Origin of the sequence: Bacillus sp. AK25, from assembly GCF_048270685.1 — a bacterium.
Classification (GTDB): domain Bacteria; phylum Bacillota; class Bacilli; order Bacillales; family Bacillaceae; genus Bacillus; species Bacillus altitudinis.
In genome coordinates, this window is the sequence record NZ_JBLUWC010000001.1 from 1,772,938 (window position 1) to 1,797,536 (window position 24,599).

Annotated in this window: 21 protein-coding genes; 4 read left to right on the top strand and 17 right to left on the bottom strand. The window is 43.4% G+C overall.

What is annotated here, in order from left to right:
* Positions 1 to 35: 35 nt before the first annotated feature.
* The 5 genes from ACNO7B_RS09120 to ACNO7B_RS09140 form a co-directional block, all read right to left on the bottom strand.
* A complete protein-coding gene (locus ACNO7B_RS09120; protein ID WP_073414085.1) occupies positions 36 to 905 on the bottom strand; it encodes a class II fructose-bisphosphate aldolase in 870 nt (289 codons plus the stop codon).
* A gap of 2 nt (positions 906 to 907) precedes the next feature.
* A complete protein-coding gene (locus ACNO7B_RS09125) occupies positions 908 to 1,366 on the bottom strand; it encodes a PTS sugar transporter subunit IIA (RefSeq protein WP_417901436.1) in 459 nt (152 codons plus the stop codon).
* Between the two features lie 15 nt (positions 1,367 to 1,381).
* Positions 1,382 to 2,797 carry a PTS fructose transporter subunit IIC gene (locus ACNO7B_RS09130; protein ID WP_081114501.1) on the bottom strand — a complete coding sequence of 472 codons (1,416 nt, stop codon included), beginning with the start codon at positions 2,795 to 2,797 and terminating at the stop codon, positions 1,382 to 1,384.
* A gap of 12 nt (positions 2,798 to 2,809) precedes the next feature.
* A complete protein-coding gene (gene pfkB / locus ACNO7B_RS09135) occupies positions 2,810 to 3,724 on the bottom strand; it encodes a 1-phosphofructokinase (protein WP_019744152.1) in 915 nt (304 codons plus the stop codon).
* A gap of 130 nt (positions 3,725 to 3,854) precedes the next feature.
* Positions 3,855 to 4,631: a MurR/RpiR family transcriptional regulator gene (locus tag ACNO7B_RS09140; RefSeq protein WP_007499235.1), complete on the bottom strand. Its 777-nt coding sequence runs from the start codon at positions 4,629 to 4,631 to the stop codon at positions 3,855 to 3,857.
* Positions 4,632 to 4,791: 160 nt separating this feature from the next.
* Between ACNO7B_RS09140 and ACNO7B_RS09145 the strand changes: the two genes are divergently transcribed.
* Positions 4,792 to 6,198 carry a phospholipase D-like domain-containing protein gene (locus ACNO7B_RS09145; protein ID WP_025207451.1) on the top strand — a complete coding sequence of 469 codons (1,407 nt, stop codon included), beginning with the start codon at positions 4,792 to 4,794 and terminating at the stop codon, positions 6,196 to 6,198.
* Positions 6,199 to 6,210: 12 nt separating this feature from the next.
* Here ACNO7B_RS09145 and ACNO7B_RS09150 read toward each other — a convergent pair whose 3' ends face one another.
* From ACNO7B_RS09150 to ACNO7B_RS09160, 3 genes are read right to left on the bottom strand one after another with little or no spacing between them, the layout of a single operon-like run.
* Positions 6,211 to 6,696, bottom strand: a complete 486-nt coding sequence (locus ACNO7B_RS09150; RefSeq protein WP_046343697.1) for a DMT family transporter — start codon at positions 6,694 to 6,696, stop codon at positions 6,211 to 6,213.
* 21 nt (positions 6,697 to 6,717) lie between these two features.
* Positions 6,718 to 7,404 (bottom strand): Crp/Fnr family transcriptional regulator, encoded by a 687-nt coding sequence (locus ACNO7B_RS09155; RefSeq protein WP_025207452.1) that lies wholly within the window; start codon positions 7,402 to 7,404, stop codon positions 6,718 to 6,720.
* A gap of 13 nt (positions 7,405 to 7,417) precedes the next feature.
* A complete protein-coding gene (locus ACNO7B_RS09160; RefSeq protein WP_008343684.1) occupies positions 7,418 to 7,843 on the bottom strand; it encodes a DMT family transporter in 426 nt (141 codons plus the stop codon).
* Between the two features lie 212 nt (positions 7,844 to 8,055).
* Between ACNO7B_RS09160 and ACNO7B_RS09165 the strand changes: the two genes are divergently transcribed.
* The 3 genes from ACNO7B_RS09165 to cysI all read left to right on the top strand — a co-directional run bounded on the left by ACNO7B_RS09165 (position 8,056) and on the right by cysI (position 13,260).
* Entirely contained in the window at positions 8,056 to 9,483 is a 1,428-nt protein-coding gene (locus ACNO7B_RS09165) for an aldehyde dehydrogenase family protein (RefSeq protein WP_144610088.1), read from the top strand.
* A gap of 213 nt (positions 9,484 to 9,696) precedes the next feature.
* Positions 9,697 to 11,508 (top strand): assimilatory sulfite reductase (NADPH) flavoprotein subunit, encoded by a 1,812-nt coding sequence (locus ACNO7B_RS09170; RefSeq protein ID WP_046343701.1) that lies wholly within the window; start codon positions 9,697 to 9,699, stop codon positions 11,506 to 11,508.
* Positions 11,509 to 11,541: 33 nt separating this feature from the next.
* Positions 11,542 to 13,260: an assimilatory sulfite reductase (NADPH) hemoprotein subunit gene (gene cysI, locus ACNO7B_RS09175; protein ID WP_212339117.1), complete on the top strand. Its 1,719-nt coding sequence runs from the start codon at positions 11,542 to 11,544 to the stop codon at positions 13,258 to 13,260.
* 27 nt (positions 13,261 to 13,287) lie between these two features.
* Here the strand turns inward: cysI and ACNO7B_RS09180 are convergent, their stop codons facing one another.
* The 9 genes from ACNO7B_RS09180 to ACNO7B_RS09220 form a co-directional block, all read right to left on the bottom strand.
* The gene (locus ACNO7B_RS09180) at positions 13,288 to 15,222 is read right to left on the bottom strand and encodes an AMP-binding protein (protein WP_212339110.1); all 1,935 of its coding nucleotides are present in this window, start codon (positions 15,220 to 15,222) and stop codon (positions 13,288 to 13,290) included.
* A gap of 14 nt (positions 15,223 to 15,236) precedes the next feature.
* On the bottom strand, positions 15,237 to 16,760 hold the full coding sequence (locus ACNO7B_RS09185) for an acyl-CoA carboxylase subunit beta (RefSeq protein WP_212339108.1): 1,524 nt from the start codon (positions 16,758 to 16,760) through the stop codon (positions 15,237 to 15,239).
* Between the two features lie 18 nt (positions 16,761 to 16,778).
* A complete protein-coding gene (locus ACNO7B_RS09190; protein WP_048002652.1) occupies positions 16,779 to 17,561 on the bottom strand; it encodes an enoyl-CoA hydratase in 783 nt (260 codons plus the stop codon).
* A 15-nt stretch (positions 17,562 to 17,576) separates the two neighbouring features.
* Entirely contained in the window at positions 17,577 to 18,482 is a 906-nt protein-coding gene (locus tag ACNO7B_RS09195) for a hydroxymethylglutaryl-CoA lyase (protein WP_417901437.1), read from the bottom strand.
* A 12-nt stretch (positions 18,483 to 18,494) separates the two neighbouring features.
* Positions 18,495 to 18,710 (bottom strand): acetyl-CoA carboxylase biotin carboxyl carrier protein subunit, encoded by a 216-nt coding sequence (locus ACNO7B_RS09200; protein WP_008346646.1) that lies wholly within the window; start codon positions 18,708 to 18,710, stop codon positions 18,495 to 18,497.
* A complete protein-coding gene (locus tag ACNO7B_RS09205; protein ID WP_417901438.1) occupies positions 18,707 to 20,056 on the bottom strand; it encodes an acetyl-CoA carboxylase biotin carboxylase subunit in 1,350 nt (449 codons plus the stop codon). The genes ACNO7B_RS09200 and ACNO7B_RS09205 overlap by 4 nt, the downstream gene beginning before the upstream one ends.
* Positions 20,057 to 20,064: 8 nt before the next feature.
* On the bottom strand, positions 20,065 to 21,702 hold the full coding sequence (locus ACNO7B_RS09210) for an AMP-binding protein (protein WP_065460496.1): 1,638 nt from the start codon (positions 21,700 to 21,702) through the stop codon (positions 20,065 to 20,067).
* A 42-nt stretch (positions 21,703 to 21,744) separates the two neighbouring features.
* Entirely contained in the window at positions 21,745 to 22,887 is a 1,143-nt protein-coding gene (locus tag ACNO7B_RS09215) for an acyl-CoA dehydrogenase family protein (RefSeq protein WP_417901439.1), read from the bottom strand.
* Between the two features lie 159 nt (positions 22,888 to 23,046).
* Positions 23,047 to 24,582 (bottom strand): glycoside hydrolase family 10 protein, encoded by a 1,536-nt coding sequence (locus ACNO7B_RS09220; protein WP_138825875.1) that lies wholly within the window; start codon positions 24,580 to 24,582, stop codon positions 23,047 to 23,049.
* Positions 24,583 to 24,599 lie beyond the last annotated feature (17 nt).

The window sequence follows — 24,599 nt, forward strand, 5'->3', positions numbered from 1 at the left end:
AAAAGCAGAGCGATGTGGCTCTGCTTTTTTTCATCTTATTGATATAAAAGTTGGGCTTTTCCTTCACTGCCAACGATCTTTATTTTAGATGTGACCATGTCTTTGGCTGCTTGTTTTGCTTTTTGTAAATACATACGCGGATCTAAGCTTTCAGGTTCGTTTGAGAAATGATCACGAATCGCTTCAGAGTATGCATTTTTCAGTTCAGTGGACACATTGACCTTTGCCATACCGAGTGCGACACATCTTTTGACATCCTCATCTGGTACAGCTGAACCACCATGAAGGACAAGCGGCACATCGACAAGCGCTGCAATTTGTTCAATGCGCTCAAAGTCGATATCCGGCACCCCTTTATAGATGCCGTGGGCCGTGCCGATCGCAGGTGCTAAAGTAGGTACACCAGTTTCTTCTACAAATTGACGGCATTCTGATGGAATGGCTTTTTCAGCATCTTTTTCATCCACGACAATATCATCTTCTACCCCGCCTACCTTGCCTAACTCGGCTTCTACATTCACACCTACTTTTAAGGCAAGGTCCACCACTTCTTTTGTGCGGCGTACATTTTCTTCATATGAATGCATGGAAGCATCGATCATCACGGATGTATATCCTGCTCGTATACAAGTAAGAATCACATCAAAATCAGTGCAATGATCGAGATGAAGGCCGATTGGTATTTGGTATTGATCCGCTGCCGCCTTTACTGTATCTGCAATGGCTTTTGCGCCAAGCGATTGGACCGTGCCAACCGTTGTTTGCAAAATGACAGGTGATTTTAATTCAGCTGCCGTTTCAAGTACCCAGTAAATACTATCAAAGGAATGTACATTGAATGCGACAATTCCGTATTTTTCTTTTTTTGCTGCTTCAAGCATAGGTGTTGTGGAAAGTAAAGGCATAGTCAAACATCCTCTCTCGTCAAAATCTCTGTTTTTAATACAGCGAGCATTTCTTCATTTGTTCTTGTTTCGAGCAGTTTTTGTCGTCTCGTTTCATCCATTAATCCGCGTGAAAGAGCAGAAAGTGCTTGTAAATGAGTGGTTCCTGCTTCACTTTTTGGGATGAGTAAGGATAAGAAGAAAAAGCAAGGCTTCCCATCAAAAGCGTCCCATTCGATTCCGGTTTCTGTACGGACGATGACGAGTGCCGGTACTTGAATGGCGTCTGACTGTGTATGCGGAATGGCAAATCCATCTTGAAAGCCGGTTGTACTCAGAGCTTCTCTTTCAGCTAGTCCTTTTTTGACAGCCTCAGGAGATGTGCAAATCCCTGCTTCAGAGGCAATGTCAGCTATGGCTGCGAAAACGCCAGCCTGTGAAGAAGCTGTTTCATGTAGATTCATATAAATATGTTCCATCATTTCTCTTCCTCCCTATTAAACTGCGGGTTTGTCTATTTTCTTGCGGTAAAGTCCGTATAGAATCGCACCTACAAGTGAGCCGATGAGTATGGAAAGCACCCACTGAAATGCCCCTGTGACGACTGGTAAGACAAGGAATCCACCGTGCGGAGCAGGAACCTGTACGCCAAAGAGATACGTCAATATAGCAGAGATGGCGGAACCAAACATGATAATTGGCAGGACAACGACTGGGTTTTTTGCTGCAAATGGAATGGCTCCTTCGGTAATATGAGTCGCTCCGAGAATATAGTTGATCATCCCAGCATTTCGTTCTTGTGGTGTAAAATGTTTTCGGAAAATCGTTGTGGCAATCGCAATGATAAGCGGTGGTGTGATACATGCTGCTGACACCCCTGCCATGAAGTAAAGGTTACCTTCTGCGAGTAAAGCCGTTCCTGTGACATAGGCTGCTTTGTTAAAAGGTCCTCCCATATCAAATCCACACATGGCTCCAACAATTAAGCCTAAAAGCAATGGATTTGTGGATTGAACTGATGAGAGAAAATCCATTAATGAATGATTTAGCCCTGTGATGGGAACTAATAGCGGGGTCATGACAGCCCCAATTAAGAAAATACCGATAACAGGATAGATGAAAATTGATTTTAATCCGTCAAGTGATGCTGGTAATTTTTGAAGCAAGAATTGAAGCAATAAAATGATATATCCAGCTGCAAAACCTGCGATAATTCCGCCTAAGAAACCAGCCCCTCCATCATTTGCAAGCAGACCCCCTATAAATCCAACGACCATCCCAGGGCGTCTTGCAATCGAATCAGCGATAAATGCTGCTAAAATTGGCACCATTAAGCTAAAGCCAAGTCCACCAATATTTTTCAAATAGGCAGCAAACGGATGATACGTTTCATGCTGAGGATCAGCTGAGTAAATACCGAATAGAAAAGATAAAGCGATTAAGACACCGCCCCCAACAACAAATGGAAGCATGTGTGATACACCGTTCATTAAATGCTTATAGATGGTGTGTATCCACTTATTCGCTGACTTTTGTTGAGCGGATGAAGACGTAGATGGTTTTTCTGTTCCAGAAGCTCTTCCTTTCACTTGATGAACGGGTGCTTCTCCATTGATAATGCCTTGAATCAGTTCATTTGGCGTGCGGATACCCTTTGCTACAGGCACTTCAATGAGTGGTTTGCCGTGAAAACGATCTGTATTCACATCTTTGTCAGCAGCGACAATGACCCCATCGGCCTCCAAAATGTCTTGATCAGTTAAAGCGTTTTCAATTCCTACTTGACCATGCGTTTCAACTTTGATGTCGACCCCTAATTGCTCAGCTGCGATTTTTAATGCCTCAGCTGCCATAAATGTGTGCGCAATGCCTGTTGGACAGCCAGTGGCAGCGACAATTTTCTTACGGCTCATGTGAACTCCCCCTTATATGTTCTGAATGTGTATTTGCTCAATTAATGAATCAATGTCATGTAAATCACTTAACCCTTTTGAAAAGGCGGTAGATGCCCCTGTTGCAATGCCGTAGCGTAAGCATTCTTCATGAGGTTGTCCTTCCAGCTGTTTACTTAGGAATGCAGCGAGCATGGCATCACCAGAACAAGCCGTGTTTACGACCGTTCCTATTGGTGCATTTCCTTTTAATACGGCTTCGTTTGTAAGGAATAGAGCTCCTTCCCCTCCTCGGGAAATGAGTACTTGCTCTGCACCCATCTCGATCAGCTTTCGCCCTGATTCAACGAGTTCTGTTTCTGATAATCGATGGGTTTTTCCAAAAAATGCGGCCATTTCTTCTTCATTTGGTTTTAGTAAATATGGTTTGTATTGAAGTGTTTCTAAAGCTGCTTTAGAGCTTGTGTCTAAAATAAATTTCACGTTGTTTTGATGACAAATAGCGGCTATCTCTGAGAAAATGCTGGCAGGGACGCCTTTAGGTAGACTACCTGACATAATGAAGATGCTGCCTTTTGGAATGGTCGAGATTTTTTGGCGAAAGGCATCAAGCGCTTTTGCCTCTATAGCGGGTCCTTGATTCACAAGCTTGTATTCTTCCGTTGTGTTAATAAATACATTAATGCGTGTAATCCCATCAACTGGGATAAAATCGGTTTGAATGGAGAGATCTTTTAACGATTGTTCAATATATGAACCTGAAAACCCAGCAATAAATCCTAATGCAGTGCTGGTGAAGCCATATTTCTTTAGCATAATGGACACATTAACACCTTTTCCGTTCGGCTGATAATCCTCATCTTCCGTGCGGTTGACTGTATCTGCCCGCATTTCTTTTAATGCAATATATAGGTCAATAGCAGGATTTAAGGTGCAGGTATAAATCAATTGGTTTCACCTTCTTTCTTTTCTCTAAAGAAAGTATCTCATACGATTCAGTGAAAATGTTTTCAGATTGTGTAAAGGTTTTCACGGTAAAAAGCCTCCCATCATAAAGTGTGGGAGGCTTTTTGAGTGTTTATTTCATCCGAATCACATAGGCGTCTAGTAAAATGCGGGCAATGACATGAAGCGACAGGCGGGACCTGACTTCATAATCTGGGAAGAATGATTGTTCCCCTTTATATCCGACGAGTGTCATATCTGATATTTTACTTAATGTAGAATCAATTCTCGTTGTGACCGTAATGGTCGTGACCTGTTTCATACTGAGGTTTTGGCAGGCTTCTACTAGTTCAGACGTTTCTCCATTTAATGAAACAAAGATGGCAAGTTCGTTTTTATCAATGTCACGCGATTTGAGCCGAATGATATTCGGGTCGTCATGAACTTCACATGTTTTCCCGATGAGCTGCAATTTGATGGTCATCTCTTTGGCGATCATCTCTGAAAAGCCTCTGCCAAAAATATAAATTTTGTCCGCATCGTGGATTTTTTGAACTGCATCCTCAATTTGCCCAATACTTTGCAGTTGAATCGTCTTTAAGACCTCTTCTTCATTTTTTCGAATGGCTAGTTTGATGTCTTCGTCAATATTTTTTAGTTGATCACTATCATCTGTCATTTTCTTTTCTTGTTTCAATCGATATTTAAAGGATGTATAGCCGTTGTATCCGATTTTCTTCATCAGTCTGACAATGGTCGCCGTCGACACGTTGGCTCTTTCACTTAATGTGACGATGGATAAGGTGGAGATATCCTCTAAATGCTGGTGAATATAATGCAGTAAATAACGTTCTGTTTCACTTAACGTTTGATACACATCACTTGGTATATTAAATAATGGTTCATTCAATGCGATTCCCCCTTACTCATTTCATACTATAATTAAATGCCCTATGAAAACAAGATGATTCTTTTATCCTGTATTTTTTATTATAAAGCTGGATGAGTGAAATTTTGTTTTTAACATAAGCTAAGAAAAAGAACGGTTTGTGTGAAAGGAGTTGATCACTGTGCTTCAATTCTTGTTTTTTCTGATCTTTTTATATGTGGTGTATGTATTTTTGACCGCATTTGTCTTGTTTTATTTACCGTTTCAAAAAACATGTAAAGAACATTGCATCTATAAAGCTTCTTCCATCTCAGGAGACGACCAAGGCATAAATCAAGTCATGCTGCTTGATGACGGGTTTGAATCAGGTCAAGTGAGAGTTCAAATGATTCGAGAGGCTAAAAAGAACATTCGTTTGAGTTATTATTCCATTCAAAAAGGAAAAACCGCCGAATGGGTGCTTGGTGCTTTAATTGAAGCGGCTGATCGAGGAGTAAAAGTTCAGCTGTTGTTAGATGGCATTTGCCATAGCCTGCGTGGACCGCTGAAGCATTTGCGTTATGCTGTGGCGAATCACCCGAATATGGCCATTCGTTTTTATGAGCCTTTTCGTTTGTTCAAGCCATGGACGTGGCATAACCGCCTTCACGATAAGCTTCTTTTGGCAGATGGCAGGGTCGCTGTCATGGGCGGCAGAAATATTGGTGATAAATACTTTGCAGATCAGCCGCCGAAAGACTTTGCGTATGACCGAGATGTGCTGCTGTACAACGCCAAAAAAGGAAAAGTATTAGATGAAATGGAGCAGTATTTCGTTTATTTGTGGAATCATGATTTTACGAAAAGAACAAAAGATGTATTTTCCAAGGCAAAAGCGAAAAAAGGAAAAAAGCTAAGAAAACAGCTACTTCGATCTTATCAGGAAGCCATTCGTACAAAAGAACCCTTTGTCACGTCCACATATGATTGGGCAAAAGACGCCATTCGTGCAAAGCAGATTGCATTTTTCACAAATCCAGTGGAACGCTTAAATAAACGTCCGCTCGTCTTGAAAAAGTTAAACGATCTCGCACAGCGGTCAAAGCGTTCGGTTCTGATCCAGACGCCTTATGTCATACCGACACGGCCAATGAAAGACGGACTCACGCCATTACCAAGTGATATTCAAACGACGGTCGTGACAAATTCTCTTACAGCGACACCAAACCCTTTAGCATTTGCAGGATATTTAAGCACGAAAAAGGAACTCATGAAAACGGGTGTTCATTTGTATGAATATCAAGGGCCGTATTCAATTCACGCGAAATCAATGGTCATTGATGATAACTTAAGTATTATTGGAACATATAATCTAGATGCAAGATCCAGCTTTTTAAATACTGAATCGATTTTGGTGATTGATAGTGCACCATTTGCGTTATCTCTTACGGAAGCAATCGAACGAAAAATCGCTTATAGTGTTCTCGTAGCGAAAGATCGAACAGAATATAAAGCAAGCGACTATGGACAGAAAAAAAAGCCTTTCATGAAAAGGCTCCTTTTAACTGGTTTATCTACCATAACGGTTTTATGGCGGCGGTTGATTTAAATAAAAGGGCAGCTACTTTTGTGGCAGCCCTTTTTCTTTTGACTGCTCCTCTTCTACTGGTTCAAGCTTGGTTAACTTAAATACGAGGATTCCTGCCACAATGACAAGTACACCTAATAATTTTGTAAAAGAAAATGTTACTTTTTCTAACCCAAGCCAGCCAAGCGAATCAAATAGAAGCGCACAACCTAGCTGGGAGGTGAGAACAATCGAGATTCCATAAGTGGGACCGAGACGTTTGATGCTCTGAACAAGACAGATGACAACGCCTACCCCGATGGCTCCGCTTATCCAGTACCAGGCTTCCATATGCCTTAATTGAAACATGCCGGTTCCTTCTAACAAAAGACCCATCAAAAGTGAAGCGATAAAGCCCATTCCTAGAACTAGCGTCGTTGTTGACCAAGAGCCTGTATGCTCATTGACTTTACTATTAAAAATGGTTTGTAAGCTGACAAGTGCCCCAGCAGTGACAGCTAATATTATTCCTATGATCATATATAAGTCCCTTCGTTTCTTCTATTCATAAATGTTGTGTTCTGCTATTTCTAAAAGCCCTTTTTGATCACAAATCGTAATCTTTCCTCTTCGCCTTTCAATCAGCCCTTTTTCTTGGAACTGCTGAATGACCCGATTAATATGGCGGTAGCTTGTTCCAATTAAGCTCGCTGCATCCGTGAGGCGAAGCGTGCGTGCGTGCGCGTCATCATCACCTGTTAAAACAGACAATAAATAGCTTGCAAGCCTGACCTCTACAGGGTATAAAAGGTGGAAGCTTAAATCATTTGATTTTGTATAAAATTTGTTTGTGATGCCCTTGAGCAAAAAGGCTAAAACTCGTGGATCGTCCTTTGCATGCCGCATGAGGGCTTGATGAGAAATCCTGAGCATATGTACTTCTGTAACGGCTTCAACTGTATTGACCATATCTGTCTGCTGAACGTATTCAATATCTCCAATCGCTTCAAGAGGGTTTTTAAAGCAAAGAATAAACGTTTTTCCTTCCTTTGTGGTGGTGAAAATCTTTAATTTTCCTTTCACCAGCAAGTACATATACTCCCTTTTATCCCCTTTTGAACAAATCAGCTCACCTTGCTGATAACGCCACAAGCTCACATGTGAGATGAGTTTTTGATGAAAGACATTCTGTAACTGATGCATCTTCATATAAGAGGAAAAAAGAGATTCATCATGCAGCTCCTCCATCTGATGCCCTCCTTTATAGTTTTAAGATGATGACGCCTGCAATCATTAAAAAGATGCCTGCATAATGGGGCCATTTCATTTTTTTCTTCTGAACACCAAACCATCCTTTTGCATCGATGGCAAAGGTAAACGCAAGCTGTGCGATAAGTAAAGCAGCGATGGTGAGTGTCACCCCAATGATTTGAATGGCAGTGACCTCATTAAAGATAATAATGGCTGCAAATGCACCTCCAATTAAATAAAGAGGCTGCACTTTTTTGTATTCCTTAAAGTGGCCATCCCGTACGATGAGTAAAATGACGAGAGAGATGATAAACCCTGTCAGCTGCGTGATCGTTGCTGCCTGCCACGTCCCGATATCTTGACTAATTCTGGCGTTGGCTACGCCTTGCAGTGTAATACAAGCGCCTCCTAATAATGCGAAAATAACACCTTTCATTCGTTCAAAAGCTCCTTCTTTTTTCAGTCTAGTTCCATTAAATGATAGATGCCCTCATGTTGAAAAGGACATATGTCCCACTTTGCGTATTATATCAGAAACTTTCCCTTTTACAGTTTCTCCGTTTTAGATTTTTCACAGTGGGTACAGTTTTATATCAGCTGAAAACAGAATATTGGATTGCATCACATATAAAAAGGAGACATGTCAGAATGAGAAATCAAGAGAAACACTTTATTAATGGAGAATGGGTCGCATCAACAGGAAACGAAACGACGGAGGTCATTAACCCTGCGACAGAGGAAGTCATTGGCACCATTAGTTTAGGAACGAAAGAAGATTTAGATCAAGCTGTCAAAGCAGCTCGAGCTGCCTTCCCTTCTTTCTCAAAAACATCTCGAAATGAACGAGTAGAAATGCTGGAAAACATTGTGCGCGGGTACGAAAAACGCAAGGATGAACTTGTAGAAGTAATGACAAAAGAGCTTGGTGCACCGCTAAAAGTGTCCGAAGAAGTTCATTACAAAATGGGTTATGAACATTTTTCTAAAGCAGCGGAAGCACTGAAATCTTATACATTTACCGAAGATCGTGGTGGACATACGATTATAAAAGAGGCGATTGGTGTCAGTGGATTGATTACACCGTGGAACTTCCCGACGAATCAGACATCTCTTAAAATTGCGGGTGCCATTGCGGCAGGTTCACCAGTTGTCTTAAAGCCAGCGGAAATTACCCCTTTTGCTGCGATGATTCTTGCAGAAATTATTGATGAAGCAGGTGTACCGAAAGGAGTCTTCAACTTAGTAAACGGAACGGGTGACGTGATTGGTGACGGCATTAGCTCACACCCTGATATTGACTTCGTTTCATTTACAGGATCAGGTGCCGTCGGCTCTAAAATTATGGAAAACGCAGCGGACAATGTGAAGAAAGTAGCACTTGAGCTTGGCGGAAAATCCCCTCTTATCGTCTTAGACGATGCAGATGTGGACGAAGCAGCAGAAACAGCCATTCATCATATTGCGATGAATACAGGTCAAGTGTGTTCTGCAGCTACACGTGTGCTGATCCCAGAATCAATGAAAGGCAAGTTTGAAAAAGCGCTGCTGAACGCCCTGCCGAAGTTTACAGTTGGTGATCCGAGAGAAGATCACGCTACTGGCCCGCTTGTTTCTAAAAAGCAATGGGATACGGTGCAATCTTATATTGAAAAAGGAATCGAAGAAGGTGCTACCCTTCTTGCTGGGGGAACTGGAAAGCCAGACGGAATCGATAAAGGATATTTCGCCAAGCATACCATTTTCACCAATGTGAAAAATGATATGACCATTGCGCAAGAAGAAATCTTTGGGCCGGTCATGAGTGTGATCACGTATCAAGACCTCGATCACGCCCTTGAGATCGCCAACGATACAGTGTATGGTCTTGCTGGGTATGTTGTTGGTCAAGATGAAAAAACATTAAAATATGTCGCTGAACATATTCGTGCCGGTCAAATCACCATTAACAATGCTGAAACAGATTACTTTGCCCCATTTGGCGGTTTTAAGCAGTCTGGTATCGGAAGAGAATGGGGAGACTTCGGTATCGAAGAATATTTAGAAGTGAAAGCTGTGATGGGACTTCCAACGGCGTAAGGCAGGCGAAAAAGAGGAAAACGGTGATCCGTTTTCCTTTTTTTGTGCCCTCTCCCCTATTCATCCGTGTTTTGTCATTAGAAATCTTAATCATGACAATCAATATTATATATTTTACTTAATGGCAAACTTTCGGTAAAGTTCAAATTGAACCTATATATATAATTCCTATCGAATTAATCTATGTTTATATTCCTTGTGAGGTGGATATTGTTGCAACTTCATGTATTGAACAGTCCGTTTAGCCAGGAGCAGGCAGAGTTACTCAATCAGCTGCTTCCGACTTTAACAGAACAGCAAAAAATTTGGCTTACTGGTTATTTATCAGCACAGGCAACCCTTGCCGGCTCAGAAGTTGTCGCTCCGGCGCCTTCTGCCGCAGCATCTGTACAGCCTGTGAGCAAAGATGTGACCGTGCTTTATGGGTCGCAAACAGGCAATTCCGAAGGGTTAGCAAAAAAGACAGCCCAGCATCTTGAAGAGAAAGGCTTTCAAGTGACGCTCTCTTCTATGTCCGATTTTAAACCGAATAATCTGAAAAAAATAAACAATTTACTGGTCATTGTCAGCACACATGGCGAAGGAGATCCGCCGGATAATGCCCTTTCGTTCCATGAATATGTTCACGGCAGACGTGCGCCAAAGCTCGATCATTTAAGCTTTTCTGTCCTTTCATTAGGTGACAGCTCATACGAATTCTTCTGTCAGACAGGAAAAGAATTTGACGAACGCTTCAAAGAGCTTGGCGGCACACGTCTTTTTGACCGAGTGGACTGCGACCTTGATTATGATGAGCCGTTTTCAGAATGGCTACAAGGTGTTGCCTCCTCTTTGAGTGAAGGTGAAGCTGTATCAATTCCGCAAGAATCAGCGGGAGTCAACAATCAAGCCGTTTCTGAATATTCAAGAACGAATCCTTTTTATGCTGAAGTTCTTGAAAATATCAACCTAAATGGGCGTGGATCTAATAAAGAAACACGTCACTTAGAGCTTTCTCTTGAAGGATCAGGCCTCGTGTATGAGCCAGGTGACAGCCTTGGCATTTACCCGACAAATAATCCTGCACTTGTCGATGAACTGATTCAAACATGCGGATGGAATGCAGAAGAATCCGTCACCGTTCATAAAAACGGAGACACTCTCCCTTTAAAAGAAGCACTCACCTCGCATTTTGAGATTACGGTTTTAACAAAACCACTTCTTCAAAAGATCGCTGCACTGACAAAAAGCGAATCCTTGCATGCCCTTTTAGAAGAAGGAAACGAAGAAAAACTGAAAGAATATATCGCAGGCCGGGACCTAGTAGATGCGGCTCGTGATTTCGGTCCTTTTGAAGGAACCGCCGCAGAATTCACGTCCATTTTAAGAAAAATCCCTGCACGCCTTTATTCCATTGCAAGCAGTCTCAAAGCAAATGACGAAGAGGTTCATTTGACGATAGGGGCTGTCAGATATGATGCGCATGGCAGAGAACGCCAAGGTGTCTGTTCGATTCTATGTGCAGAGCGCCTGCAGCCAGGTGATACGTTACCTGTTTATATTCAGCACAACCAAAACTTTAAGCTTCCTCAAGATCCAGATACACCGATCATTATGGTAGGACCAGGCACAGGCATCGCCCCTTTCCGTTCATTTATGCAGGAGCGTGAGGAAATGGGTGCAAACGGAAAGTCATGGTTATTCTTCGGTGATCAGCATTTTGTGACGGATTTCTTATACCAAACGGAATGGCAAAAGTGGTTAAAAGATGGCGTCTTAACGAAAATGGACGTGGCTTTTTCAAGAGATACTGAGGAAAAAGTATATGTCCAGCACCAAATGAAGAAACAAAGCAAAGAATTATTTGAATGGCTTGAGCAAGGTGCTTACGTGTATATTTGCGGAGATGAAAAGCATATGGCGCATGATGTTCACAATACCCTTCTATCCATCATTCAAGAAGAAGGTGCGATGAGCAAAGAAAAAGCAGAAAGCTATCTTGCCAACTTACAGCAGCAAAAACGCTATCAGCGTGACGTTTATTGATTTGATGCTTGAAAGAAAGGAGCTTTTACTTACATGGTGAAGACAGCATTAACAGCGCCGGATGGACCTCCGAGCGACGTAGAGGAAATCAAAGAAAAAAGTGATTATTTACGGGGTACGTTAAAAGAAGTGATGCTTGATCCGATTTCAGCGGGAATTCCGGATGATGACAACCGTCTGATGAAGCATCACGGCAGCTACTTACAAGATGATCGTGATCTGAGAAATGAACGACAAAAACAAAAGCTTGAGCCTGCCTATCAATTTATGCTGCGTGTCCGTCTGCCTGGCGGAATCGCCACCTCCAAGCAGTGGCTTGTGATGGATGAGCTTGCTCACAAATACGGAAACGGTACGTTAAAGCTGACGACTCGTGAAACCTTTCAGCTTCACGGTATTTTAAAATGGAATATGAAAAAAACCATTCAAGACATTCATTCTACTATGCTTGATACAATTGCTGCTTGCGGCGACGTGAACCGGAATGTCATGTGTACATCAAACCCCTATCAATCAGAAGTGCACCATGATGTATACGAGCTGGCGAAAAAATTAAGTGATGACCTGCTCCCGCAAACAAGAGCTTATCACGAAATTTGGCTTGATGAGGAAAAGGTTGCGGCAACGCCAGATAAGGAAGTTGAACCGATGTATGGTCCGCTTTATTTGCCAAGGAAATTCAAAATTGGTGTGGCGGTCCCTCCTGCTAATGACATTGATGTTTTTTCGCAGGATCTAGGCTTCATTGCCATTATCGAAAACGATCAACTGGTCGGTTTTAATGTCGCAATTGGCGGCGGAATGGGTATGACGCATGGTGATACAGCGACTTATCCGCAGCTTGCAAAGGTCATCGGCTTTTGTACACCTGAACAGGTCGTAGAAATTGCCAAACAAGTCATCACTATTCAGCGTGACTACGGAAACCGTTCTGTGCGAAAAAATGCCCGCTTTAAATATACGGTGGACCGCCTTGGTCTTGAGAATGTAAAAGAAGAGCTTGAGCGCCGTCTTGGGTTTACTCTTTTAGAGGCAAAGGATTATCACTTTGATCATAACGGTGACCGTTATGGCTGGGTAAAAGGCATTAATGGCAGATGGCATTATACGATGTTTGTAGAAGGCGGACGCATTACAGATTATGATGATTATCCGCTGATGACAGGCATCTGCGAAATCGCCAAGGTTCATACAGGTGACTTCCGTTTAACCGCTAATCAGAATTTAATCATTGGGAATGTGACAACTCATAAAAAGAAACAAATCGAACAGCTCATTCAGAAGTTTGGTTTATCAGACGGCCAGCAGCACTCTGCCCTACGCCGCAGCTCAATGGCTTGTGTATCTTTGCCAACATGCGGTTTAGCGATGGCTGAAGCAGAGCGCTACCTTCCACGATTGATTGATAAAATCGAAGACATCGTGGAAGAAAACGGATTAAGTGATAAAGAAATCACCATTCGAATGACTGGTTGTCCAAATGGTTGTGCTCGTCATGCGCTTGGAGAGATTGGATTTATCGGAAAATCACCTGGTAAGTATAATATGTATCTCGGTGCCGCATTTGATGGCAGCAGATTAAGTAAATTATACCGTGAAAATGTGGGTGAGGAAGACATTCTAAAAGAACTTGGCTCTATTCTCCCCCGCTACGCAAAAGAACGAGAAGAAAATGAACATTTCGGCGATTTTGTCATTCGGGCAGGGATTGTGAAAGAGACAACAGATGGAACGAATTTTCATGTGCAATAAAAAAAGACAGGAACCATCCTGTCTTTTTTATTTTTTCTGTTTCTTATTCAAGTATTCGGTCAGACTCTTATATACATCTGGATTGTCTAATGAAGATAGATCGGATGAAGGCTGATCTTCATACGCCCCTTTAAGTAAACGTCGTACGATTTTTCCATTCCTTGTTTTCGGCAAAGCTGAAATGAGATGAACTTCTTTTGGTGTGAGCGCTTTTCCAGCATGTGAACCAACATGGGCTGAAAGCTCTTGGATAAGGGCTGCTTCTTCAAAAGCATGCGGACTGGTCACGATGAAACAGACGAGCGCCTCCCCTTTCACCTCATCCTTTACCCCAATCACAGCGGCTTCATGCACGGCAGGATGCCAGGTAAGGATGGATTCAATTTCAGCTGGCCCGATGCGTTTCCCTGCTGTATTAATGACATCATCCGATCTGCCGGTGATGTGGAATTCTCCGTCCTCTGTTTGCATGACCCAATCTCCGTGTGTCCATACACCATCAAATCGTTTGAAATACGTATCTTCATAACGCTCCGGTTCGTTCCAAAAACCACATGTCATGCCGACCCATGGCTTTTTCACCACAAGCTCCCCTACCTCATTCATCACGCTTTGCCCGGCTTCATTGTATACATCTGCCGCCATTCCTAAGATCGCCGCATTAAAGAGAATCGGTTTGATGGGTCGAAGCAGCGTACTGCCTACAATGCCACCAGAAACCTCGGTTCCTCCTGAATAATTTAAGATGGGAATGTTCTTTTGACCAATGGTGTGAAATAACCATTGCCACGGAGCTTCATTCCACGGCTCCCCAGTAGAAATAATGGCTTTGACATGCGGTAACTCGACCCCATCAATCGTTTGCTGCATCGCAGAACGAACAAATGTAGGGGAAAGTCCAAAATGAGTGACTTTCTTCTCGTGGATGAATGACCAGAGCTGCTGCTCATCTGGATAATCGGGAGCGCCGTCATATAAAACGATGGTAGCGCCATTGATCAAGCCGCCAAAGACGAGGAATGGCCCCATCATCCAGCCCATATCAGTCAGCCAAAACAGTCGGTCTCCTTTTGCCACGTCCATACATAGCCCGGCATCAAAAGCTGCCTTTATCGGAAAGCCTGCGTGTGTGTGAACGGCTCCCTTTGGTGTGCCGGTTGTGCCTGACGTATACAAGATCATCAGCGGGTCTTCATTTGTGACATAGGTCGCGCCGGTGAACGGCTGTTCTTTTAACAAATCATTTAGCAGGACATCGCCCTGATATCCGGTATGAGAGGAAGTGTGCACAATCACTTTTTGCACAGTTGCTGTTTTGTTGATGGCATCCGCCACACATTCCCGCATGTTGATCGTTTTCCCTCGCCGCATCATTTCATTCGCTGTGACGACAATGGATGCGCCTGACGCACGAATGCGTACAGCGAGTGGCTCGCTTCCATAGCCTGAGAAGACTGGGCTGAAAATAACACCAATCTTTGTAAAGGCAAGCATGACGGCGACCGTTTCTGGAAGCATTGGCATATAGATGATGGCTACATCCCCTTTTTGAAGTCCTTCTTTCAAAAAGCCAGCTGCAAGACGGCTCACTTTCTCTTGAAGTTCGAGAAATGACCATTTCTTTTCTTCACCGGCTTCATTGCTCCAAATGATGGCGGGCTGATGCTTCGTCTCTTCTTTTTCTGCCCATTTGTCCACAGCCGTTTCGGTGATGTTAAGTGTGCCGCCCTGATACCATTTCGGCCACATCAATGAGTGGTGACCTAATGCCGCTTCATATGGTTTTTTCCACTGAATGCCGACCGCCTTCTCCGCTTCTCTCCAAAACCAGTCTGTGCGATCAATACTGGCTTGATAGAATGAGTCATACGTAGAAAAACCAAGAGATTTCATCCACTGATGCAAACGTGTTTTTTGGCTCTGCTTTTCTTCCGGTATCCATTCTGGTTTCAGGTTGATCATGAGATCTGCCCCCTTTAGACCGGATAGACCGGATGTTTTCGTTTCGTAAATGTCATGTCTTTCGATGAATAGGCTACTAATCTATGACAAAGTTCCGTTCTTAGACGGTCAAATGGGATGACGCCATCGACAATCATTTCAGAGGCAAGCTCATAGATATTCATATCTTCCTGGTATTCCTTCCGTTTCTCTTGTATAAATGAAGCCCTCTCTTCGGGCGGGAGTTCTGCAATTTTATTTGCATAGACGGCATTTACAGCGGCTTCTGGACCCATCACAGCGATTTGCGCCGATGGAAGAGCGAGACAGCAGTCTGGCTCAAAAGCAGGGCCTGCCATTGCATATAGTCCTGCTCCGTATGCTTTACGGACGATGACGGATATTTTCGGAACGGTCGCCTCTGACATAGCGGAGATCATTTTTGCCCCATGACGAATAATGCCGGCTTGTTCCACTTTTGTTCCAATCATAAATCCTGGTATGTCCGCAAGAAAGAGCAGCGGGATATGAAAGGCATCACAGAGCTGAATAAACTTGGCGGCTTTATCAGCTGAGTCGTGGAATAATACGCCGCCTTTGACCCTTGGCTGATTGGCAATGAGACCGATAGGCTGACCGTTCATTCTGCCAAAGCCGGTGATTAACTCTGCGGCAAACAGCTTTTTGATTTCAAAAAATGACCCTTCATCAATCAGTAAATCGATGAGTTGATACATGTCAAATGGGGTATTCTGGCCTTTAGGGATTAAGTCTTGGATGGTAATTTCAGATGGTTTAGGTGCTTTTGCTGCTGTCATTTTTGGTTTTTCTGTATAGTTGGCAGGCATATAGGTTAAATAATCACGTGCAATTTGAATGGCCTCTTCCTCTGTTTTGGCTAATATATCTCCGCATCCAGAAATGCTGCAATGCATTTTCGCACCGCCCATTTCCTCAAGTGATACTTTTTCACCGATCACCATTTCAGCCATTCGCGGCGAGCCTAAATACATAGAGGCATTTCCTTCGACCATGACGACAATGTCACAAAAAGCAGGGATATACGCACCACCGGCTGCAGATGGACCGAAGAGTAAACAAATTTGTGGGATACGCCCAGACAGCTTGACTTGGTTATAAAAAATGCGCCCTGCTCCTCTTCTGCCTGGAAACATGGCGATTTGATCAGTGATTCTTGCACCCGCAGAATCGACTAGATACAGCATAGGACAATTGAGTTTCTTGGCCGTTTCTTGAATTCGAATGATTTTTTCTACTGTTTTGACGCCCCACGATCCTGCTTTAACCGTAGAGTCGTTTGCCATGACGCAAACAGTCTGCCCATTCATACGCCCGGTTCCTGTGACGACACCATCTGCTGGTAAATGTTCATCTTTGCACTCTGCAAACATGGCATCTTCAATGAAAGAATCCTCATCTAATAACAAATGGAGGCGATCACGGACAAATAATTTTCCTTTTTCTTTGTTTTTTTGATGGTAGCGTTCTGCCCCGCCCTTTTCAATTCGTTGTTTTTTTAATTCATATTCTTCGATCATGACCATTCCCCTTTCTTGCTATTTGCCTCTGTAATGAGGCGTTCGTTTTTCTTGAAAAGCCTTGAGACCTTCTAGTCGATCGGCTGTATGAATAAGCCGCAGATAAGCTTCGTATTCTTTCGTCAGCCCTGTTTGTAAATCGTGATCAAGGCTGGATTGAATGGCTTGTTTTGCTTCTTTTAAAGCAATCGGTCCATTCTTGGTGATTTGTTTTGCGAGTGTGATGGCATCATTCATCAGTGAATCGGCTGTAGAGATACGTTCAATCAGTCCGATTTTAACGGCTTCTTCTGCTCGTAAAGAAGTGCCTGTGAAGATCATTTCTTTCGCTTTCCCGGGTCCGATCAGGCGCGGAAGTCTTTGTGTGCCCCCTGCTCCCGGCAGGATAGCTAGTCCTGTTTCCGGCAGGCCGAGCGCTGCACCCGCTCTTGCGATGCGGAGATCACAGGCGAGCGCGAGCTCAAGACCTCCGCCAAGTGCGTGTCCGTTTATCACGGCAATGACAGGAACGGGCAAAGATTCAATGTCTGTAAAGGTTTGCTGAATGGTCAGAACAGCTTCTTTGGCTTCTTGTTCTGTCATCAATCGCCGTTCTTTTAAGTCTGCTCCTGCGCAAAAAACTTTAGCGCCAGTTCCTGTCATGAGCAAACAGCGGATGTTTTCATCATGTTTGATTTCTTGAATCGTTTGATTGATTTCCTCTAGCATAGCAGCTGATAGAGCATTGGCTTGTGCTGGTCTATTTAATGTCATGATGCCAATATGATCATCTTGTATTGAAAAATTGACCAATGATGTCATGTGATTCACCCTTTATCAAGTAGTGTGAGACTGAAAAGCGCGTAAACAGTGACTTGGCAGGGTTCGATCCACTTTTGCTTCAATCCATTCAGCCGCTTTGATCAAGCGAGGAAGGTCGACATTTGTTTCGATCCCGAGTTTGTGAAGCATGTGCACCACGTCTTCTGTCGCCACGTTTCCGCTGGAGCCAGGTGCATAAGGACAGCCGCCAAGCCCTCCGCTAGAGGCATCAAATATGGTGATGCCGGCTTTTAATGCTGTATAAATATTGGCAAGCCCCATTCCTTTTGTATCATGAAAATGAAGTGCGATTTTATCAGCAGGAAAGCGTTCAAGTAAAAGGTCTAACCGTCTTTCTACTTGCAGCGGATGGGCTTCCCCAATGGTATCCCCAAGTGATATTTCATCAATGCCGAAGGACAGCAACTGTTCCGTTAATCGCAGCACTTGGTCCATCGGTACTTGTCTTTCATAAGGACATCCAAACACGGTTGAAATATAGGCCCGCGTTTGCCGTCCTTCTGCTTTTAAATCGGCTGTCATTTGTTTGATCACAGGCAGTGTTTCCTGTATAGATCGATTCATATTCTTTTTGTTATGTGTCTCACTCGATGAGATAAACATAGCCCCTACCTCAAGGTTTGCTTCAAAAAAATGAGCTAATCCTTTTTCATTTGGGATGAGTGCGGCATAGGTGAGATCCTCTTTTTTGTTTAATGATTGGGCTAATTCTTTGGCGTCTTTTAAGGTTGGAACCCATTTCGGATGAACAAATGAGGTGACTTCAATATAAGGAAGATGGGCTTCTTCGAGTAAATGGATCCATGTTCGCTTCTCCATTGTGTCCAGCCAAACGGATTCATTTTGCAGGCCATCGCGCGGGCCGACCTCTCTAATGAGCACGTTTTTTGGTAATGCCATGCGGCTTTCCCCCTATTCTGTCAGCTCTAAAAGTACCTCTCCCTCGTCAACAAAGTCCCCCTCCGCCTTATACACTTTACTGATCACACCTGCTTCTTCTGCAACAATGGGAATCTCCATTTTCATCGATTCTAAGATGGCGACTTCCTGTCCTTTTTGCACATCATCACCCTGTTTCACAAGAAGCTTCCATAAGTTTCCGGCCATTTGTATCGTGACAGTTTTCATGAACGGTTTTCCTCCCTTTTTTTCATCAGATAATCGGTTGTGATGCTGCCATGTAAAAAGGCAGTTGATTCGGCCATTTCCTTTAAAAGCGGTACATTGGTTTTGATCCCTTCTATTTCATATGCTTGTAATGCTGCTTTTAATCGTTCTATGGCGAGTTTTCGAGTATCACCGTACACAATCATTTTCGCAATCATTGGATCGTAAAATGGGGTAATGACACTTCCGCTCGTGACGCTTGACTCATGACGGATATATGGGGCATCAGGTGTAGAAAGCCGAGTGATCGTGCCTGGCGAAGGGTAAAATGTCACAGGGTCTTCAGCGTATATTCTAACTTCAATGGCGTGCCCAATTTGATGAATATCCTCTTGGCTAAAAGACAGGGGCTCTAATGCTGCAATTTTTAGCTGCTCCTCGACAAGGTCAATCCCGGTAATTTCTTCAGTGACAGGGTGTTCTACTTGCAATCTCGTATTCATTTCTAAGAAATAAAATTGCTGGTTTTGATCGACTAAACATTCAATCGTGCCCGCATTTTCATACCCAATCGCTTTGGCAGCTTTGACGGCCATCTGTCCCATTTGCTGTCTCACAGTTTCTTCAAGACAGACGGCTGGTGCCTCTTCAACAATTTTCTGATGTCTTCTTTGGAGTGAACAATCTCTTTCAAATAAGTGAACGCCGTGACCGAACGAATCAAAAAGAACTTGAATTTCGATGTGCCGTGCGTGTTCAATCACCTTTTCCATGTACAACGTACCGTCTTGAAAGAAACTTTGTGCTCTTTTTTGATTTCCTTCAAACGCTCGATGCAGTTCTTCGTCGTTGCGGACGAGCTGCATACCAATCCCGCCGCCAGCACTCGATGCTTTTAGCATAATGGGATAGCCGAGTGTCTGTGCTTTATGAACCCCTTCCTCTGCATCATGGAGCGGGGCTGAAACACCAGGAACGATTGGGATGCCCGCTTGTTCCATTGTTTTTCTCGCTTCAATTTTATTTCCCATCTGCTGAATGACTTGTGCAGATGGTCCAATAAAGGCAATGCCTTCGCTCCGGCAGCGCTCAGCAAATGCCGCATTTTCTGATAAAAGACCATACCCTGGGTGGATAGCATCAGCATTTGTTTGTTTGGCAACCTTAATGATCGCTTCCATGTTTAAATAGCTTTCAGAAACTTTAGCGCCGCCGATATAATAGGCGCTGTCTGCTTCTTGCACATGGAGTGCATGCTGATCAGCCTCTGAATAAACGGCAACGGTTTTGATTCCGAGCCGTTTACATGTCCGAATCACTCTACGGGCAATTTCGCCTCGATTGGCGATCAATACTTGTTCAAACATCGCTGCCTTCACTCCTTTATTAGATCAAGCGCCTGCTTTTTCAAGCGGAATTTCTGAATTTTGCCTGAGGCGGTCATTGGGTACTCATCTGTAATGAAAAAGTATTTCGGGATTTTGTAGCGTGCCATTTGCGACTGACAATAGCTCGTTAATGTCTCAATTGAGACCGACTTCCCTTGTTTTAGCCGAATGAATGCGGCTGCTTCCTCGCCGTATGTCTCGTCAGGAATACCAACAACCTGTGCGTCAAGAATGGCAGGATGAGTGTATAGGACATCCTCAATCTCTTTTGGGTACACATTCTCTCCGCCTCTGATGATCATATCTTTAAGCCGGCCTGTGATTTTCACATAACCGTCATGATCCATCTCAGCTAAATCCCCTGTGTGGAGCCATCCGTCCTCATCAATGACTTCATTTGTTGCTTCTTCGTTTTTATAATAGCCTTTCATGACATGATAGCCTCTTGTACAAAGCTCCCCTTGCTGTCCTCTTGGCACTTCTTCTGATGTCCCTGGTAAAGCAATTTTGACTTCAATTTGAGGAAGCGCACGTCCGACTGTTTGAACGCGTCTTTCAAACGAATCATCGGTTCTTGTTTGGGTAATGACGGGTGAACTTTCGGTTTGACCATAGGCAATCGTGAGCTCTCTCAGTCCCATTTTTTCAATGACTGCTTTCATGACGTGGGATGGGCAGAGTGAACCGGCCATAATCCCCGTTCGTAATGTGGACAGGTCATAAGAGTGGAAATTTGGATGATCGAGCTCTGCGATGAACATGGTTGGTACACCGTGAAGAACCGTGCATTTTTCTTTTTCTACTGTTTGAAGGACTCGTTCTGGATGGAATGATTCAAGTGGAATGATCGTTCCCCCTTTTGTGAGACAAGCAAGTACACCAAGAACAGAGCCGAAGCAATGAAAAAACGGTACTGGGATACACATACGGTCCTGCTCTGTTAATTTCATACAATCTGCGATCTGACTCGCATTACAGACGATGTTTGTGTGGCTGAGCATGACGCCTTTTGGATAGCCGGTTGTGCCTGAAGTGTACTGCATATTAATAACGTCATCAGGCGTGAGCTCATTCATTCGTTTCTCCCATTCAAGCTCTCCGGCTCTTTTGGCAGCCACTTGAAGACGATCCCAGCCGAGCATGCCGTTTGGTACATGCTGACCGATATAGATACATCTTTTTAAATAAGGAAATTGTGTGGAAGTGATTTCCTCTTGATGAGCGGTTTGAAGTTCTGGAATCAGCTCTTCAAGCATGTTGACATAGGACGTTTCTTTAAAGCCGTCTACAATAAACAACATTTTGCTGTCAGAATGCTTGAGTAAATAGGCGAGTTCCTGTGATTGAAAATTGGTATTCACAGTGACAAGAACAGCACCAATGGAGGCGCAGGCAAATTGAAGAATGAGCCATTCAGGTATATTTGGTGCCATAATGGCGATGTGATCTCCCTTTTGAACCCCTAATGCCATGAGACCTTTTCCTGTTTCCTTGACCTCTCGATAAAACGCTTCGTACGAATAACGTAAAGAACGTTCTGGGTAAACAATGGCTTCATGTGCTGGGTGCTGTTCTTTTTTTTCTCTTAATAGGGAGCCAATCGTTTGCGGGTGAATCGACATCATTGCTTTCCTCCCTCATGTATAGTAAGCGTTTTCATTAAGGTATTACGCTAACAGCTGTCTTGCGATCACGAGCCGCTGAATTTCAGAGGTTCCTTCTCCGATTTCCATGAGCTTGGCATCTCTCACAAGCCGTTCAACACCGCATTCTTTCATATAGCCTGTTCCGCCATGAATTTGGACCGCATCAAGACTTGCTTTTGTGGCCATTTCTGAAGCAAACAGTTTGGCATAGGCCGCTTCTTTTGTAAATGGTTTGCCTTGATCTTTCAGCCAAGCGGCTTTCCAGACCATTTGTCTTGCAAGCTCTATTTGCATCGCCATATCCGCCAGCTTAAACTGAATGGCCTGGAAGGATGAGAGCGTCTGACCAAATTGTTTTCTTTCTTTTGCATAGGAAAGTGAAGCATCAAATGCAGCTTGCGCAATTCCGACAGATAAGGCTGCAATGGAAATTCGTCCGCCGTCTAATGTATATAAAAATTGCTTGAATCCTTTCGATTTGTCTCCCAATATATGATGCGCTGGTACACGCACTTCGTCTAAAATGATTTCAGCCGTATCTGAACCGCGAACCCCCATTTTGTCATATGGGTTTGTAATCGACAGTCCCTTTTGCCCTTTCTCCACAATAAAGGCGGAGATGATCGGACGTCCGTTTTCATCATGGTCTGTTACAGCGGTGACAATAATCGTTCTGGCATAATTGGCATTTGTGATCCAGCACTTTTCCCCACTGATGACATATTCTTGTCCGTCTTTAATGGCCTTTGTTTTTGTTCCTTTTGCATCTGATCCGGCGTTTGGTTCTGTTAATCCGAAGGAGCCAAGCGCTGTTCCAGAGGCTAATGGAACAAGATGGTCCATCTTTTGCTCCTCCGTCCCGAAGTAATAAAGTGGACTTGCGCCTAAGGAAACCGCTGCGGCATAACTTAAACCTGTACTTGCACACTGTTTTCCAATTTCTTCTACTGCCAGTGCATATGAGATCGTATCTCCTCCAGAACCTCCATATTTCTCTGGAAAGGGTATACCCATAAAACCGAGCTCCCCCATTTTTTGAAATGTTTTTACGGGAAATGCTGCCTGTTCATCAACTGTTTGAGCGTGTGGTGCAATTTCTGTTTTTGCAAATTCTTTGACCATCTGACGGATCATTTGCTGCTCTTTCGTTAATTCAAAATCCATTTTGCTTCCCCCTTTGGCGCTTTTCTATCATATTTATTAATCAAATAGCTGCTTCATGCCAAGCTTGATTGAATTCAGAAAATTAAAATAAAAATAGTAGAAAAATAGAGAAAGCAAAAAAGCATAAATGGAGGAAAACCCTCATTTATGCTGTCTTTGTTATTTTACTGTTTTTGTAGAAGGTTTGCTTTCATGATGAAGGCGATTGAGTGCCGTCACTTTATAGGTATAGCTCTTCTTTTGATTTGCTAAAATGTCTTTCGTATGTGTGAAGGAACCTGTTTCTTTTCTGACCGTTTGCACAAATTCGTATGTCCCTTTATTCGACAATCGATAGACTGCATAATAGGATGCACTAGAGTGCGGATCATTTTGTATCTGTAAAACTGCACCATCCTCTGTCTTTTTCACAGATTGAATGATTGGTTTTTTTGGCGCTTTTTGATGAAGCCATGGCATCTCTGGTATGAGAGCCGGTTTGCTATAGGTTTCTTCTATTAATCGTTTCTTTACATTCAAGGGATTCCGATTGATATCTTTCAGACTAAAATGCATGCTTCCTTGTACGAGCTGTGACTGCCTGTTCAGCTCGATCTGGCGAAAATACTCCTCGGGATCAGACCAAGCAGGATCACTGTTTTGATTGATTTTATACGTCGCTTGACCAATGTACAAGTGAACAGGCTGCCCCTTCACTTCATTTGACCACCATTTCGTCAGCACATCATAGGCAGCGGGCTGAAAGCCGATACTCCAATAAATTTGCGGGGTGATATAATCAATATGGTGCTGCTGTATCCACTCTCTTGTATCAGCATACAAATCATCATAATTGGTCATCCCTGCTGTTGTGTTTGAACCGGTTGGGTCATCTTTTATGTTGCGCCATACACCAAATGGGCTAATGCCGAATTTCACATACGGCTTTTCTTTCTTAATGGTGTCATTGATTTGCTGCACCAAGTGATTCACATTATCTCTTCGCCAATCTTCTATATGAGTGAACTTCTGCCCGTAAGTTTCATACGTTTCTTGATCTGGAAATGGCACACCAGCGATTTTATTCGGGTAAAAATAATCATCCATATGCACCGCATCAATATCGTAATTTTTCACTACTTCCTCTATCCCGTCAACAATGAAATCCTGAGCATCAGGAATGCCTGGATTAAAGTAAAGCTGATTTCCGTAGGCGATGGTCCACTCAGGGTGTGCTCTTGCAGGATGATCGTCTGACAACCGGTTGAGATCAGTATGATTCATGGTGATTCGATAAGGGTTAAACCAAGCATGAAATTCAAGGCCGCGTTTATGTGCTTCTTCTATCATAAATTCAAGCGGGTCATATCCAGGGTCTTTCCCTTGTGTACCAGTCAAATATTCAGACCATGGCCCGAATTTCGACGGATAAAAGGCATCTGCTGTTGGTTTAATTTGCATGATGACGGCGTTCATATTCATCGCTTTGATGTCGTCTAACAGTTGAATGAATTCTTGTTTCTGCTCATCTCTGGGCAGTCCTTTCTTTGAAGGCCAATCTAAGTTATAAACCGATGCGACCCACACTGCACGCATCTCTCTTGTGCTCTCAAGCTTCCCTTTTGGCATCGAACGAGCTAGACTGCTAGACGGAATCAATAAGAAGACACCCATGAGAACTAGTGTCAGAACCGTCATACTGATCTTTTTCAGCATGGTTTGCATCACCTCAT

Excerpts from the sequence above, each read along its gene's own strand:
- ACNO7B_RS09155 (WP_025207452.1), bottom strand. The coding sequence starts at position 7,404 with ATGGAGGAGCTGCATGATGAATCTCTTTTTTCCTCTTATATGAAGATG.
- ACNO7B_RS09205 (WP_417901438.1), bottom strand. The coding sequence starts at position 20,056 with ATGTTTGAACAAGTATTGATCGCCAATCGAGGCGAAATTGCCCGTAGA.
- ACNO7B_RS09165 (WP_144610088.1), top strand. The coding sequence starts at position 8,056 with ATGAGAAATCAAGAGAAACACTTTATTAATGGAGAATGGGTCGCATCA.
- ACNO7B_RS09220 (WP_138825875.1), bottom strand. The coding sequence starts at position 24,582 with ATGCTGAAAAAGATCAGTATGACGGTTCTGACACTAGTTCTCATGGGT.
- ACNO7B_RS09200 (WP_008346646.1), bottom strand. The coding sequence starts at position 18,710 with ATGAAAACTGTCACGATACAAATGGCCGGAAACTTATGGAAGCTTCTT.
- ACNO7B_RS09215 (WP_417901439.1), bottom strand. The coding sequence starts at position 22,887 with ATGGATTTTGAATTAACGAAAGAGCAGCAAATGATCCGTCAGATGGTC.
- ACNO7B_RS09185 (WP_212339108.1), bottom strand. The coding sequence starts at position 16,760 with ATGATCGAAGAATATGAATTAAAAAAACAACGAATTGAAAAGGGCGGG.
- cysI (WP_212339117.1), top strand. The coding sequence starts at position 11,542 with ATGGTGAAGACAGCATTAACAGCGCCGGATGGACCTCCGAGCGACGTA.
- ACNO7B_RS09125 (WP_417901436.1), bottom strand. The coding sequence starts at position 1,366 with ATGATGGAACATATTTATATGAATCTACATGAAACAGCTTCTTCACAG.
- ACNO7B_RS09150 (WP_046343697.1), bottom strand. The coding sequence starts at position 6,696 with ATGATCATAGGAATAATATTAGCTGTCACTGCTGGGGCACTTGTCAGC.
- ACNO7B_RS09210 (WP_065460496.1), bottom strand. The coding sequence starts at position 21,702 with ATGATGTCGATTCACCCGCAAACGATTGGCTCCCTATTAAGAGAAAAA.
- ACNO7B_RS09195 (WP_417901437.1), bottom strand. The coding sequence starts at position 18,482 with ATGGCATTACCAAAAAACGTGCTCATTAGAGAGGTCGGCCCGCGCGAT.
- ACNO7B_RS09130 (WP_081114501.1), bottom strand. The coding sequence starts at position 2,797 with ATGAGCCGTAAGAAAATTGTCGCTGCCACTGGCTGTCCAACAGGCATT.
- ACNO7B_RS09120 (WP_073414085.1), bottom strand. The coding sequence starts at position 905 with ATGCCTTTACTTTCCACAACACCTATGCTTGAAGCAGCAAAAAAAGAA.
- ACNO7B_RS09190 (WP_048002652.1), bottom strand. The coding sequence starts at position 17,561 with ATGACATCATTGGTCAATTTTTCAATACAAGATGATCATATTGGCATC.
- ACNO7B_RS09160 (WP_008343684.1), bottom strand. The coding sequence starts at position 7,843 with ATGAAAGGTGTTATTTTCGCATTATTAGGAGGCGCTTGTATTACACTG.
- ACNO7B_RS09180 (WP_212339110.1), bottom strand. The coding sequence starts at position 15,222 with ATGATCAACCTGAAACCAGAATGGATACCGGAAGAAAAGCAGAGCCAA.